This window comes from Rhodococcus sp. SJ-2 (assembly GCF_053750035.1).
In genome coordinates this window covers 3,965,990-3,980,695 of sequence record NZ_CM132340.1, presented here as the reverse complement: position 1 = coordinate 3,980,695, position 14,706 = coordinate 3,965,990, and the positions used below count along the sequence as shown (strand labels likewise).

Sequence of the window (14,706 nt, the reverse complement as noted above, 5' to 3'; positions counted from 1 at the left end):
CTCCACACCCCACAACAGGAGCAACAGACTCATGCGTTCCCGTACACGTGTCCTCGTCGGCACCACCGCAACAGCCCTCACCTTCGGTCTCGCCGCGTGCGGTGGCGCCGGCACCACCACGACAGATCAGCCTGCAGACGGAGCGTCGGTGGCCGCTGCCGTCGACGTCGACCAGTGCACCGCCGAAGGAACCGTCATCGACGTCGCCTTCAACTCGGTGGCAACCGAATCCATGGCAGCCGCAGTCGAAGCAATGGAAAAGCGCTACCCCGGACTGAAATTCGACGCCCAGGCTGCGCCGTCGACGTCCTACGACGATCTCACCCAGCAAATCGTCGCCGACATCGCCGTGGGCAACCGCCCCGACCTCATCATGACCGGACTCGGACAGATGCAGTTCTGGGTCGACGCCTACGACCCCGTCCCCTTCGACTCCTCGGTTCTGGCCGACACCTACCAGAAGCAGTTCTTCGGCGCCGGCACCGCTCGCGACGGTGTCACCTACGTGGCGCCCGCGCAGATCTCGGCTCCGGTCATGGTCGTCAACCAGGACCTGCTCAACGAAGCCGACGCGGGGACCGCCGAAGACATCAAGACCTACGACGATCTTCTGCGCGTCGCGGAGAAGGTCACCGCCCACACCGGGACACCCTCCGTCTCCATCGCTCCTACGGGCCTACCCGAGTGGTTTGCGCAAGGACTCATCCAGGCTTCCGGCGGAACCCTCGTCGATTCCGACGGCGCCGCCGCATTCGGTGACGTGGCCGGTGTCGACGCACTGCGCATCTCGTCCGACCTCGGCAGCAACGGGTGGGAGGCCGACATTCCCGACGCCACCCAGGCCATGGACATCTTCACCTCGGGCACCCTGCCCATCTCGATGGTCACCACCTCCAACATCGCGGCGATCAGCCAGGGTGTCGGCGACAAGTTCGACTGGATGCCCATCAAACTGCCGACCGTCGACGGCAACCAGGATCGCGCGTTGCCCGCAGGCGGCAACGGCTACATGGTCCTCTCGGAAGATCCCTGCCGCGCAGCATTCGCCAATGAGCTCATTGGGCAGATCCTGACCCCGGAGAGCGTGCTGCAGGCGTCGGGCACTCAGCGCAGCTACATCCCCGTGGACACCACTGCTCGCGACGAGTTGCTGGCATCCGATCAGGCAACCCCTCAGATGACGTTCGCGTGGACCTTCGACAACGAACTCACCCAGTGGGGTGGGTTCCCGGGCGCGCACACCGCCGAGATCTACGACATCATCGAAGTGATGAACCAGCAGCTCCAGACCGGCGCCGACGCTGAAAGCACCGTGCAGAGCGCAGTCGAGTCCATCAACGCAATCGTAGGAGCCGTATCGTGACCGCCGTCCAGATCTCCGGTGTCACCAAGACCTTCGGCGACGTCACGGCCCTCGCAGATATCGATTTCGACGTCGAGTCCGGTGAGAACATCGCCATCCTCGGACCGTCCGGTTCCGGCAAATCCACCCTCTTGCGGATCATCGCGGGCCTCGAGGCTGTCGACACAGGCGAGATCCGGTTCGGAGGTGTGTCGCAGAACGGGATCCCGCCCGAGAAGCGCGATGTGGCAATCGTTTTCCAGAGCTACGCTCTCTATCCGCACCTGAGCAGTCGCGAGAACATCACCTTGGGCCTACGGCACGGAAAGAAGCTCAGCCGCACCGACGCCGACGCCCGCGCCACCGACATCGCAACCCGGATGCAGGTCGAGCACCTCCTCGATCGCAAGCCTCGGCAGATGTCGGGTGGGCAGCGTCAGCGCATCGCGCTGGCCAGGGCGCTCGCTCGGCGCAGCAACATCGTGCTGCTCGACGAACCGCTCTCCGGACTCGACGCTCAGCTCCACGCAGCACTCCGCGTGGAGATCGCGGGACTGCTGCAGTCGGTGGGCGCCACTGGCATCAACGTCACCCACGACCAAGCCGACGCGATGGCAATGGCGTCCCGTATCGCCGTCATCAACAAGGGGCGCATCGAACAGCTCGGCACCCCCGATGAGCTGTACCGACAGCCGCAGACGTTGTTCGTCGCAGGTTTCGTGGGAACTCCCCCGATGAATCTCTTCCGCGTCGACCCCGAAACCCGCGTGTCGCGCTTCGGTCCTCTTCTCGGTGGCGACGACGCCATCACGCTGGGTGTGCGGCCCGAACGGTTCCACCTGGGCGAAGGTGCTCTGCACTCGTCGGAGATCTGGCGGGTGGACGGCAGGGTCGTCCTGATCGAGCCGACCGGCCGCGAACGCATCGTGCACGTGCAGTGCGGAGACTCGGTCGAGTCCTTCGCCATCCTGGTGGGTAGTGAGAACGTGCCCGCGATCGGTGAGCATTTGACCGCATGGTGCGAACGCAGCCATGTTCACGTGTACTCGAACCTCACCGAACAGCGACTCGGCAACGCGCAGGAACGCGGGATCGACATCCGCGAACCCGCACTAGCCCACAGCTGACACATAGCACCGGCCGAACGTAAGCCGCAACGAAAGAGACTGCTGCCCGGCTGCTCCCGCTACATTCTCAGGCATACACACCGGCTGTAACCCGCGCGTATGAATGGAAATGTAGCGGGAACGCGACGGATCGAATTTGTTCCACCGGCGACGCTTCGTCCGGCATCGCCGACCAGATCGTCCGCGCAGGCCCTGTAGCGAGCCGCCAGGGGACGACGTTCGCCGCCCATATTCCCTTGGCCTGGACACCGCCCTCAAACGCCTGTGCTACTCCAAAGTTAAGATGGCCGAAATGACGAGGAGGTCGTAAGTGCCCGGTGTCGAGGATAGTGATGTTCGTGAACGAGATTTCCGCCAGCGCTGGCACCGAGCCCACATAGAACGGTTCGAGACCGGCAGCGAGGACGACGCACAGAACTGGCGCGAGCGGAATATCACTCCTCATGCGCACGAAGCACACCCCTTCCTGGAGACACTGCGGCGGACCCGCGATCTAGCCACTTTCCAGTCCGCTACTGACCGTTGGGTACGCAACTTCGATTCGGGGTTCAGCGGCACCGGCGGGCAGATGATCATCAACCAGATCAATAAGAGGTCACCCGATCCGGACACCGCCGTCACCGTCCTGCTCGACGCATTGGCGGTACCGACGGACCTTGACGATGCTGTCCGAAAGATCCGGTTGCTGGCGAACCACCTTCAGGAAATCCGGGTCGGAGCACATCCCAGCCCCAAACGCGCACCATTCGTGGCCTCCTACTACTGGGGGCTGGAAGACCCCCGGGCGTGGCCAGTAGCCTGGCCCAAATCTGTTAGATACGTCGAGTACTGCACCGGTGCAACAGAATACGATGACGAAGGCGACCGATACACCGAGCTCTATCGTTTCGGAATGGAAATTGACAGCGACCCGCTCCGGTTCGAGCGGGTTGCCGCCTGGTGGGCCGACAAACAGCCGGTGGTCATCGACGAGATCCTTTGCGACCGGGCTGCGTACCGGGAGCAAGCGCCGGACCCTGACGCAGACGCTGAGAAGTATCTGCCCAACGCTCGGGCACTGGTCGCCGTCGCACAGCATATTGGCACCGCCCTCAACGACGAAGTGTCCGAGGCCGCCGGCCGCACGCTCAAGGAGCGTAAGCCGAACGTGTTCTGGAACCGGGACCGACCACGCGGCGACCTCTGGGTCGACTGGCGGGTCCCCCACACCTACGGCCTGGCCGTTCGGGTGTGGCTCAACAGCCACGGACTGGCGATCGGACTGCGTCCGTACCCGGACGCAGATACCGGTGCCACTGAGAAAGCGATCGCATACCTCGATGAACACCCGGTCTCCGGGTACAGGGTGCTCTCGGGCCGCAGGTCACGTACCGGCGAGGACGTCGGCTTCGTCGGTGGCGGCACCGGAGAGGTGATCTACGGGCGGTGGTTCGGTCGCGAATCGTTCTCGTCACTGGATCTGAAGGCTGAAGTGCTCAACACCGCTGCCGAGTTGTCCGGCTCCATCGCCGGACTGCTCGGCGAAGAGCCCGCCGCCCATGACGATGATGATCTAAGGGCGCTCGTAGCAGAATTCAAAACCGAAACCGGGTACCCCACCCCGAGACATGATCAGGACAAAGCCGATCGCCGCGACTTCGTGAAGCTCCTCGATCCAGAGAACCTCCCCATCGCGGATACGGTCGACCTGCGCCGGATCTGGAACACCGGCCGTTACGGCAGCACCGGCCCGATGTCGGCGCTCAATACCAGTGTCCGCGACGCGAACGAGGCTGAGTACCAACGGATTCTCGATACATTTTCTTACCTGTGTTGGGGTGAGGATCCCCCTGAGACTCGGATCGACCAAGCCTTGGAGGACCCCGCCCTCCGAGTCAAGGGATTTGGGGAGTCGGCGATGATGAAGATGCTGGCAATCTGCCATCCCGACCGGTTTATCACCGTGTATCCGTACACGGGCCCCAAGGGGAAGCTGCGGATGCTCAAACTCCTCGAAATCGACTCGCCGGCCGGCGGGTCCCGCGGCAAGGCGCAGGTCACATCGAACGATGCTCTTCGTCGACGTCTGGATCACCATTTCCCAGGCGACCCACTCGGAATGGGATCATTTCTCTACTGGTATGCCGAGCGAGATGCGGAACCGGAAGAGAACCAGGTATCCGATCCCCTCGACGAGCTTGCCGACGATTTACTAGTCGACCGCTCCTTTATCGACGACATCACGGAACTGCTCGAACAGAAGCGACAGGTGATTTTCTACGGACCACCTGGCACGGGAAAGACCTTCTTTGCTCGGAAGTTGGCGGAGGCACTGGCGCCCGGAGCGGAGCGGCGCCCCATCGTGCAGTTCCATCCATCGACGTCCTACGAGGACTTCTTCGAAGGGTACCGGCCGGAAACCGATGCCGACGGTACCATGACCTATCGCCTGCAGAAAGGGCCACTTGCACAATTGTCGGCTCGCGCCGGTGAGGCACCGGGGCGTCGCCACGTGATGATCATCGACGAGATCAACCGGGCGAACCTGCCGAAGGTACTCGGAGAGTTGCTGTTCCTCTTCGAATACCGCGATACCCCGATCCGGACCCTCTACCGACCGGACGATCCGTTCGAGCTACCGAAGAACATCTGGTTCATCGGCACGATGAACACCGCCGACCGTTCCATCGCGCTGATAGACGCCGCGTTGCGCCGACGGTTCCACTTCATCCCGTTTTTCCCGAACCACGGCCCGATGAAGAACCTGTTGGATCGGTGGCTAGCACGCGAAGGGGAACCTGCTTGGGTCGGCGAGCTGGTCGCCCAGGTAAACGACGAGCTCACCGATGCACTCGGAGGCCCGCACCTGCAACTCGGAGCCAGCCATTTCATGAAACCCGGACTGGATCGTGAATCTCTCCGCCGCATCTGGGAATACGACATCGAGCCCTTCATCGAAGATCAATTCTTCGGCGACAGTGCAAGGATCGACTACTTCCGGTTCGGGCAAGTGTGGAGCCGTTTCAGCGATCTGGCTGGCGAATCGATCGAGGCCGCGGACGCCGACGACGAGTCAGCGTCCTAACGGCTGTGCCGACCATGCTCGAGTACGAAACGTACGAGCTCGACCTGACTCGAAACCAAGCCGCTGCTTTGCAGCGGACGGGGTTCGTCACCGTCTCGCCGGTCACCGACGATCGGTGGCTGGTGACGGCGTCCTCGTACGTGGGGTCACTCGCGGTCGAGGGGATCGAGCTGTTGATCCGTCCGAAGATCAATCCCGAGAACCTGTTCTTGCTGCTCGAACCTGGCCTACCGGCGAACTCTTGGCTTCCCGAGAACTTCGATTACGACAGTTCCACATCCCTGATCTCTTCCGTGATCGGATTCTTCGCCAGAACGGTGGAGACCGCGCTTGGGCGAGGCGTCCTACGCTCGTATGAGGCTCGTGCCGAACAATTAGTCGCGCTCCGCGGACGGCTGGACGTGGCCGGACAGTTCAGACAAGCCGGTGTACTCACACCTCTGGCCTGCACCTATGACGAGTTCTCCGAAGACGTCGTTGAGAACAGAGCGCTCCGAGCAGCCATCCGATTAGCTCTTCGCGTCCCGAGGGTTGCGCCCGACGACCGACAACGTCTTATGCGCCAACTCGTCGCCCTCGAATCTGTTGCCGACGTTTCCGTAAGCACCGAGTCGATCGATGCCATCCACCTCACACGGCTGAATCGGCATTATGCTCCGGCGCTGGGGCTGGCCCGTCTCATTCTCGCCAACCTCACGCTCACTGATGCTCACGGGGCGACGTCTGCACCCTCGTTCATGGTCGACATGAACGATCTTTTCCAGCGGTTCGTCACCGAACGGCTCCGCCGGGCTCTGCAGGGTCGCCTCGAGGTCGTCGCTGAGCCGACCGTGCACCTCGGGCTCGATCGGCAGGTCTCCATGCGGCCCGACCTGGTGTTCCGCAATCTCGACGGTAGCGCACGCTACGTCGGTGACATCAAATACAAGCTCGCCCTCGATGCACGGGGGCGCAGTAGCGACTATTACCAGCTCTTGGCGTATACGACCGCGATGGACCTACCCGAAGGAGTACTGGTCTACTGCCGACGCCACGGAGAGCCAGGCCACCGGCCCGTGACGGTGAAGAATTCCGGTAAGAGGTTGGTACTTCGATCCATAGACCTGACAGGGCCCGCCCAAGAAGTTGACGACGAGATCGAATCCTTGGCCGATGCGATCGTCGACAGTCTCACGCGGGTTCAGTGATTCACTCCACTCACCGCCCACCAGACATTAGCCTCGCGCTTTCGCGCTGATCGAGCGGACACCCGTGTCGAGAACGAAGAATGGTGCCCTGAACTGGGATAATTCGACTTGCTGAGGGTCGAGTTTCAACCAGTTCGAGGAGCACCATTCAGGTGAGCAAGTCTACGTCCCCCTACCCATCCGTGTCCGCATCAGCCACCGGAACCGGTGTCGTGTCGCATGCCGGCGCGGTCCTGCTGCTGCGCACCGCGGAGAAGACCGGCCTCGCTTCGGCGTTGACGACCGAGCTCGCACCGTATCGAAAACCACTGGCCCGACACGATCCCGGCAAGATTCTCCTCGACCTCGCCGTGTCTCTGACGATCGGCGGGGACTGCCTCGCCGACATCGCACAACTACGAGCCCACCCGGAGATCTTCGGCGCGGTGGCATCCGACCCAACTGTCTCCCGCCTGATCAGCGTGTTGGCCGCCGATGCCGACACCGCGCTGACTGCGATCGGACGTGTCCGCGCCACCGCCCGCTCCCGTGCCTGGACTGCCGCCGGCGAGTCGGCACCGGACCATGCCATCGACGAGCAGCATCCGTTGGTGATCGACGTCGATGCCACCCTGGTCACCGCGCACTCGGAGAAGGAATCCGCTGCTCCGACATTCAAGCGAGGCTTCGGATTCCATCCGCTGTGCGCGTTCGTCGACCACGGCACCGGCGGCACCGGTGAACCCGTCGCGATGCTGCTACGCCCGGGCAACTCGGGATCGAATACCGCCGCCGACCACGTCGCGGTCGTGCAGGACGCACTCGCGCAGTTGCCGTTCGACCCGGGTTATCGGGTCGGGAAGAAGGTGCTGGTGCGGATCGACGGTGCCGGCGGCACCCACGCGTTGATCGAGTATCTGACCAAGCGACGCCTGTCGTACTCGGTCGGGTTCTCCTTGACCGACGCCCATGCCGAGGCGATCGATCTGGTCCCGGAGCAGGCGTGGACCCCGGCCTACGACGCCGACGGGCAGGTCCGCGACGGTGCGTGGGTCACCGAGATCACCGACCTGCTGGATCTGTCGAGTTGGCCGAAAGGAATGCGGGTGATCATCAGGAAGGAGCGCCCGCACCCCGGGGCACAGTTGCGGTTCACCGACCGCGACGGCCTGCGGTTGACCGCGTTCGTCACCAACACCCGCCGTGGTCAACTGCCCGATCTGGAGTTACGGCACCGGCGTCGGGCTCGGTGCGAGGACCGGATCCGAACGGCGAAAGTTACCGGTTTACAGAATCTTCCGCTGCACGGTTTCGATCAGAATCGGATCTGGTTGGCGCTTGTGCAGCTCGCGTGTGAGCTGGTGGCGTGGATGCAGATGCTCGCGCTGACCGATACCCAGGCCCGGCGGTGGGAACCGAAACGGCTGCGGCTGCGACTGTTGTCGATCGCCGGGCGGAGCGCCCGGCATGCCCGCCGTGTTCGGCTGCGTCTGGCCGCCTCGGCTCCCGACGTCGATGTGCTCGTCGCGGGCCTGAACCGACTCGCAGCACTTCCTGCGCCTGTGTGACCTGCACGTATCTGCCCGATCGAGACGAGAGGAACGATCTTCGGGGCCGTGGACCCCGGCGTCACCCGACCGTGTCGGGCAGTCGCCCGTGGACGCACACCGGATCCACGGTCACCACGACCAATCCGAAACCGCTAGGCCGGCACGCGAACCGCACGAAAGATCGAGGTTAGAAGACAGTTCACATTCCAAGATTATTAATACGGCCTGTCAGCGAGTACTGAAGGAAGCGCCCCGGGTTAAAGTGAAGGTCCGTCACGTATTCCGACCTGAATAAATCTCAGCTGACCGCGGGCGGTGCAGTCCTCGAACCTCACCGAACAGCCACTCGGCAAGGGCACAAGAGTGCGGCATCGGCCTTCGCGATCCAGCGTTCGTTGCGGGTTGAGGCCCGGCCGTCGCGTGCTGGCTGGTGTTGACGGTGCCGTGGGGTGCGCAGACGAAGATCCGGCGCACCCACGGATTCCCACCCAACCCTTGACCTCGACTTCACTCGAGGTTCTACTGTCGCCTACATGACAACTACTCCAGACCCCCATGACCTCGAGCAGATCCAAGCGATCGTTCGCGACGTGCAGGAGGGCTTCAACACCAACGACGCATCACTGATGAACTCTCATCTCGCCGACGATGCGGTCGTCGTGAATGCACGAGGTGCGGTTCTCGCCGGACGCGCAGCAATCCAGAAGGTGTCGGAGGACGCGCTCGCCGTCGGCTACTTGAACGAGTCGACGGCCCATTACGAACTGAGCGACGTCGCCGCCCCCTCCCCCGACGTCATCGTCGCTCGGAAGGACGCCTGGTCGACGAAGCAGGACGCCGACGACGGTAATCCTCCGGAGATGAACGCGCTGTATGTCTTCGTGAAGCGGGACGGTCGCTGGCTCGTCTGGAGGCGGCAGAACACCATCGTCTCGAGTTAGTCCTCAAGCCGCGTTCAGCGAGAGCTGCCACTGTCAACCATGAATACTCGAATGGCTCCCGTAATCACCTGCATCCTAGCGATTTCGCCTAAGCCCTTGCGTTCACTGTACGAACGGTGCCAAGATTCCAAGATCGCCGACAATCCGAGCGGCGTCACAAGTGAAGAAGGCCCGCCAGGAGTTGCAGCTCCCGACGGGCCGGATGTCCGACTAATTGGGAGTCGAACGTGGCCAAGAATACCTTGGCTGGTGGGGTGCGTCGCGGACCGCGCCTGGCCAGCAACTTCACCATCCTCAGTAACGCTGTCCTCAACGACGACCGCCTCTCCTTCCGCGCTCGCGGCGTATTGATCTGGCTCCTGTCGAAGCCAGACGATTGGCGCACCCGATCAGACTCGATCGCCGCGCAGTCGCCGACGGAGGGCCGCGACGCCATCCGCTCAGCGCTTCGCGAGCTCGCCGAACTCGGCTACCTCGTGCGCGAGAAGTTTCAGAACGAGCTCGGCCAGTGGTGCACCGTCCAGACCATCTACGAAGAGCCTGCCATCATCCCGGGGCCTGAAAAACCGACCGGCGGCGACGCGGACGACGGAGAGCCAGGCGCTCTTATCAGTACTGATTCACCAAGGACTGAAACCAACCGCCCGTCACGGGCTTTGAACGTCCCGCTCAGTCCCGACATCGCCGGTCTGGCTGCAGCGTGTCGGCATGCAGGATTGAGCGCGACGTTCGCATATCTCAAACCCGAAGCAGCTGCGGCGATCGACGAGCTCATCGAGGTGCATGGGGTGTCAAGCTTGGTTGCGGCGGCAAAATCGGTACATCGCCCCGGCAATCCCATGAGGTTCGCGCAGGCGTGGGTACCGCTCTGGCAGGGGTTGGCGGTGCCGCGGATGGTGCCGGACAAGTGCGGGAGGTGCGACGAGTATGGGTGGCTTCCCGACGACGAGTACGGGCGCGCTGTCCGATGCAGTTGTCGCGCAACTGTCGCAGCGTAACGGTTCGACCGACCCCAAGTGGCAGGTCCCCGATAGTCGGTCCAGGCGATGTTAGAGCCAGAACCTACAGTCTTCCCGACCGTCTGTCAGTCGATCTCGCACCCGATCGGGTGGTGAGTCTGGGTGCATTCAGCAGCGTACTCGACCGGCGTCCGCTACCCCAGCGACGAATGCCGATGCCGATGATTGTGGTCGTCTTTGAAATCTTCGATGACCACCCATGCCTCGATCAACGACGTCAAGCAGTTGCGGTTCAGGCACTCGTCGCGCAATCGGTTGTTGAACGACTCAATGAACCCATTGTTCCAGGGTGCGCCGGGCGGAATGTAGCTGATACCGACCAGGTCTTTGCAGAACCCACGGAGCGCCTCGGAGATGAACTCCGGTCCGTTGTCCATCCGCAGCACCATCGGCGGCCCACCCCAGAGAGCGAACGCCTGCCGAGCTCCTCTATCAACCGGTCGGAATCGATGGAGCGGTCGACGATGTTCAGCAGCGACATGCGAGTGTGTTCGTCGACCATCGACGCGATCTTGACGGCCTGTCCATCGACGGTCGAGTCGAACTGGAAATCCAATGTCCACACGATATTCGGTGCATCGGCCTCGATGATCGAAGTCGACGACAAACCAGCGCGATTACGACGGGGATGTGTGCGGACCTGCAGTCCTTCTTCCTTCCACAATCGATGCACCTTCTTCTTGTTGATCTCCATGGCCTCGTCGAACCGTAGGTGCGCCCATGCCCGGCGGAACCCATAACGGGGATGCTCACGTGCGTAGGTCCGCAACTGCTCACGCAGTGTGGCGTCCGGGTCGGTGGGAGTCTGTGCCTGCGGGAGCCGTCGGTACGTCGATCGGGAGAGCTCAACTACCCTGCGTGCCAATCGCTCCGAGATCTTCAGGTGGTCTTTGAGCATGTCGATGGCGTTCCGTTTTGGATGTTGGGTTCAGCATTTTCCAGTGGGTAATGAGAACAACCCGCTGGCGAGACGGCCTGACCCGGAATTTTCCTGGCCACCGAAGTGCCTTTCGCAGGACCCGTCGACCCGATTGCCAGCGTGCCACCACAACAGAAACGTGGGAGCACGCGATGTTCGTGACCTGATAAGAGCCTGCCGCCCCACTCGGCCCGTCACTGGCCCATCCGAACCTCACGTCCCCACATCAGAGGAAGGCCATCACGTGACGCCGGTCCGAGCCCCACAGCACATCTACTGCGGCATAGACACCCACGCCGACACCCATCACGCAGCGGTCATCACCGACACCGGAATCCTGCTCGCGCACCATCAATTCAACACCACCACAGCAGGATATGACGCCCTGGTCGAATGGATCCATCATCACGGTGACCCGATCACCGGCGGCATCGAAGGCACGAGCTCCTACGGCGCCGGCATCGCTCGGCACCTACGACAACACCACATTGCGGTAGCGGGAAGTGCCCCGCCCCAACCGCAAGCTCCGCAGAAGCGAAGGCAAGAGCGACCCCATCGACGCCGAAGCCGCGGCCCGCGCCGTCCTGGCCCGCCACCAACTTTCCGAGCCCAAACACGGCGACGGACCCATCGAAGCGATCCGGGCGCTACGGGTCGCTCGAGCCGGCGCCGTGAAGGCCGCAACCGCCTCGATGAACACGATCCGCTCGATGCTCGTCACCGCTCCCAAAGTACTGCGCACACAGCTACGCGGGCGCAGCACCACGGCACCGCTCGACGCGTGCATCGCACTCGAATCCGACACCGCCGCCATGACCGATCCCGTCAACGCCACGATCGTCGCGCTGCGGTTACTCGCGAAACGAACACACGAACTACACAGGGAAGCAAAAGAACTCAAGAAGAACCTGGCCGCACTTGTCAAGGAAGTTGCCCCACGAACCGCGAGCGTGTTCGGGCTCGGCCCGGACACCGCGGCGGCACTGCTCATCACCGTCGGCGACAACCCACAGCGGCTACGGTCGGAGTCGTCCTTCGCTCACCTTTGCGGCGTCGCTCCCATCCCGGCATCATCGGGGAAGACGAATCGGCATCGACTGCACCGCGGTGGTGATCGTCGCGCCAACCAGGCCCTGCACACCGCTGTCGTCGTCCGCCTCCGGTACAGCGACCGTGCCCGCAGCTACGCGGAACGCCGCACGTCAGGGAGTAAATCGATGCCTGAGATCATCAGATGCCAGAAGCGCTATCTCGCCCGCGAAGTGTTCACCGCGCTACGGGCGGACTACCGAGCTCTGAGCACTTGACATCTATAGGAGCGCCCTTCGCGACCTCCCGCATTGCGTCCTTCTCGAGTTCGACTTCGGCGAGCAATCGCTTGAGGCGGTTGTTCTGCTCGCGCAGCTCCTTGAGTTCCTTCGCCGTGTCGGTGTTCATCCCGCCGTACTGACGCCGCCAGTTGTACGGCGTGGTCGGCGACACGAGTTCGGCGTGCGATCTCCTCGCCGTTCTTGCCGGCTGCGGCGAGCTCATCTGCCCGTCGCAGGCTGCGCATGATGTCCTCCGCAGAGTGCCGTTTGCGTCCTCCCCATGGTTCGGTTCTACCGTCCTTCCTTGGCCTCTACCTGGGCAATCAGGATTCTAATACCATCTGGACCGAATTACCGGGGGACAGGCCAACCCCTTGAGCGCCCGGCCAACCGCGTAGTCTTGAGAGACAATTCCCATTTAAGGAGTCGAAATGCTCGATAGCGACGAAAACATCGATGACATGGACGGGGCGTCGGACTCCACGGAGTGGCGTGGGGATATCGAGGACCCGGAAAGCATCCAGGTTGAAGAGTATGACTTAACCACTTCGCCAAATGATTTCAATATTTCTACCATATTCAACTTCATCGAATCCGGTTCTGTTCGGATACCTGGATTCCAAAGAAACTACGTATGGGACATTAAGCGAGCATCTCGTCTGATCGAGTCTTTAATTATTGGGCTCCCTGTTCCGCAGGTCTTCTTGTACGAAGAAGACCGCAATAGGTTCCTGGTAATAGATGGCCAACAGCGGCTTATGACGGTTTACTATTTCGTCCTTGGAAAATTCCCACGTCGTGAACGTCGCTCTGAAATACGAAATATATTCGATGAACACGGGCACATACCTGATGAGATACTGCACGATGATGACTACTTCGACGCGTTCTCGTTACGACTCCCCGAGGTTCGACCAGGGGTCAAGAATAAGTTCAATAGAATGAACTACAAAACCCTCGGTGACTACCGCATGCAGTTTGACCTACGCACTATCCGAAACATGATCGTTAAACAGGTCCGGCCTTCAAGCGATACCTCGTCCATTTACGAAATGTTCAACAGGCTCAACACCGGCGGCGTCTTGCTGACTCCGCAAGAAATCAGGTCAAGCCTATTTCATTCCAAGTTCTACGATGAACTTTTTAAATGGAACATGGATCCGAGGTGGCGGGCTCTGCTAGGTCGTGTAGAGTCAGACTTACATATGCGTGATATAGAAATCATGCTTCGCGCTTTTGCGATGGCAAAAAACATTGGAGACTATGCACCGTCCATGGTGAAGTTCTTGAACAAGTTTTCGCAGGAGACCCGAAAATATAATTCGTCTGACATTCAAGAATTGCACAGTTTACTTGATTGGTTCCTTGAACAAGCTGCCGATATAGACCGTCATGTTTGGCTTACGCGGCAATCAAAGTTCAGCGTGAACCTATTCGAGAGCGTCTTCGCCGCGGCTGCTAAACTCCATGGTCAAGATCCGAAATTTACCCTGACGACAGAGGGTGTCTCTGCAGTTAAAGAATCTCACGACTATCAACGCCACGCCCAGGAGCGGACGACAGATACCGACAACGTGAAAGGAAGATTCGATGCGGCGTATAGTCTGGTGCAAATATCATGACGGACCTTGGTACAGATCTCGTCGAGATTGTCTACAAGGACCATCTCGAAGTTGTTGAGTATTTACGAGATTTGGGAGAGATCTCACATCTTGCAACCCTGGAACGTACTTTTCCAAAGGTCATGCTCCTTGCGGCCGCTAGCAACCTAGAGCATAAAATTCAAGAAATTCTCGATAGCTTTTACGGTGAAGTCACCCGAAATACAGAGGTCGCTGTCAGCTTCGTTAGGAACAAGGCAATAAAGCGCCAATATCACAGCTACTTCAATTGGGACGGCATCAACGCAAATAGCTTCTTCGGCCTTTTTGGGGAAAATTTCAAGGATGTCATGAAGGAAGAACTTAAGACTGATTTGGTTTTCAATCAATCGATTCGGGACTTCCTGGAAGTTGGCTTCCTACGAAATCAACTGGTGCACGGCGATTATGGCTCTTTCATTTTGGATAAATCAGCACTTGATCTGCTGACTCAGTATCGCAGCGCAGCGGCGTTTGTAGTCAAGTTCAGAGAAATACTCCATTCCCAAATATCCGACTAAGATACGTCCACGAATGGATAAACATTGACCGTGGTCGCGCTACGAATACTATTCCTGCGAAACTAACCATACACGTGTCCTGGCGTTGGAGGTGCGCCCAAGCGGAA

13 protein-coding genes and 2 pseudogenes are annotated in these 14,706 nt (G+C 60.8%); 11 read left to right on the top strand and 4 right to left on the bottom strand.

Annotated elements, in window-relative coordinates:
• Nucleotides 1–31 precede the first annotated feature (31 nt).
• The 7 genes from ACSYG9_RS18645 (at nt 32) to ACSYG9_RS18615 (ending at nt 10,188) form a co-directional block, all read left to right on the top strand.
• A complete protein-coding gene (locus ACSYG9_RS18645; protein ID WP_454839475.1) occupies nt 32–1,363 on the top strand; it encodes an ABC transporter substrate-binding protein in 1,332 nt (443 codons plus the stop codon).
• The gene (locus tag ACSYG9_RS18640) at nt 1,360–2,469 is read left to right on the top strand and encodes an ABC transporter ATP-binding protein (RefSeq protein ID WP_454839474.1); all 1,110 of its coding nucleotides are present in this window, start codon (nt 1,360–1,362) and stop codon (nt 2,467–2,469) included. The genes ACSYG9_RS18645 and ACSYG9_RS18640 overlap by 4 nt, the downstream gene beginning before the upstream one ends.
• 310 nt (nt 2,470–2,779) lie before the next feature.
• The gene (locus ACSYG9_RS18635; RefSeq protein ID WP_454839473.1) at nt 2,780–5,533 is read left to right on the top strand and encodes an McrB family protein; all 2,754 of its coding nucleotides are present in this window, start codon (nt 2,780–2,782) and stop codon (nt 5,531–5,533) included.
• Nucleotides 5,534–5,547: 14 nt separating this feature from the next.
• The gene (locus tag ACSYG9_RS18630) at nt 5,548–6,720 is read left to right on the top strand and encodes an McrC family protein (protein WP_454839472.1); all 1,173 of its coding nucleotides are present in this window, start codon (nt 5,548–5,550) and stop codon (nt 6,718–6,720) included.
• A 152-nt stretch (nt 6,721–6,872) separates the two neighbouring features.
• Nucleotides 6,873–8,267, top strand: a complete 1,395-nt coding sequence (locus ACSYG9_RS18625; protein WP_454839470.1) for an IS1380 family transposase — start codon at nt 6,873–6,875, stop codon at nt 8,265–8,267.
• Nucleotides 8,268–8,782: 515 nt separating this feature from the next.
• A complete protein-coding gene (locus ACSYG9_RS18620) occupies nt 8,783–9,190 on the top strand; it encodes a YybH family protein (RefSeq protein ID WP_454839469.1) in 408 nt (135 codons plus the stop codon).
• Nucleotides 9,191–9,417: 227 nt separating this feature from the next.
• The gene (locus tag ACSYG9_RS18615; RefSeq protein WP_454839468.1) at nt 9,418–10,188 is read left to right on the top strand and encodes a replication protein; all 771 of its coding nucleotides are present in this window, start codon (nt 9,418–9,420) and stop codon (nt 10,186–10,188) included.
• A gap of 155 nt (nt 10,189–10,343) precedes the next feature.
• Here ACSYG9_RS18615 and ACSYG9_RS18610 read toward each other — a convergent pair whose 3' ends face one another.
• The 3 genes and pseudogenes from ACSYG9_RS18610 to ACSYG9_RS18600 all read right to left on the bottom strand — a co-directional run bounded on the left by ACSYG9_RS18610 (nt 10,344) and on the right by ACSYG9_RS18600 (nt 11,534).
• On the bottom strand, nt 10,344–10,586 hold the full coding sequence (locus ACSYG9_RS18610; RefSeq protein WP_454839467.1) for an integrase core domain-containing protein: 243 nt from the start codon (nt 10,584–10,586) through the stop codon (nt 10,344–10,346).
• 302 nt (nt 10,587–10,888) lie between these two features.
• A pseudogene (locus ACSYG9_RS18605) lies at nt 10,889–11,107 on the bottom strand (IS3 family transposase); the annotation flags it as partial.
• Nucleotides 11,108–11,354: 247 nt separating this feature from the next.
• The gene (locus ACSYG9_RS18600) at nt 11,355–11,534 is read right to left on the bottom strand and encodes a hypothetical protein (RefSeq protein ID WP_454843055.1); all 180 of its coding nucleotides are present in this window, start codon (nt 11,532–11,534) and stop codon (nt 11,355–11,357) included.
• On the opposite strand from ACSYG9_RS18600, the pseudogene ACSYG9_RS18595 reads away from it, so the two are divergent.
• Nucleotides 11,448–11,787 (top strand): annotated as a pseudogene (locus ACSYG9_RS18595) (IS110 family transposase); the annotation flags it as partial. The gene ACSYG9_RS18600 and the pseudogene ACSYG9_RS18595 overlap by 87 nt on opposite strands.
• 33 nt (nt 11,788–11,820) lie before the next feature.
• On the top strand, nt 11,821–12,435 hold the full coding sequence (locus ACSYG9_RS18590; RefSeq protein ID WP_454842997.1) for a transposase: 615 nt from the start codon (nt 11,821–11,823) through the stop codon (nt 12,433–12,435).
• Here ACSYG9_RS18590 and ACSYG9_RS18585 read toward each other — a convergent pair.
• Nucleotides 12,395–12,610: a transposase gene (locus ACSYG9_RS18585; protein WP_454839465.1), complete on the bottom strand. Its 216-nt coding sequence runs from the start codon at nt 12,608–12,610 to the stop codon at nt 12,395–12,397. The two genes, ACSYG9_RS18590 and ACSYG9_RS18585, sit on opposite strands and share 41 nt — an antisense overlap.
• Nucleotides 12,611–12,869: 259 nt before the next feature.
• On the opposite strand from ACSYG9_RS18585, the gene ACSYG9_RS18580 reads away from it, so the two are divergent.
• Entirely contained in the window at nt 12,870–14,060 is a 1,191-nt protein-coding gene (locus ACSYG9_RS18580; RefSeq protein ID WP_454839464.1) for a DUF262 domain-containing protein, read from the top strand.
• On the top strand, nt 14,057–14,599 hold the full coding sequence (locus tag ACSYG9_RS18575; RefSeq protein WP_454839463.1) for a HEPN domain-containing protein: 543 nt from the start codon (nt 14,057–14,059) through the stop codon (nt 14,597–14,599). The genes ACSYG9_RS18580 and ACSYG9_RS18575 overlap by 4 nt, the downstream gene beginning before the upstream one ends.
• Nucleotides 14,600–14,706: the final 107 nt, after the last annotated feature.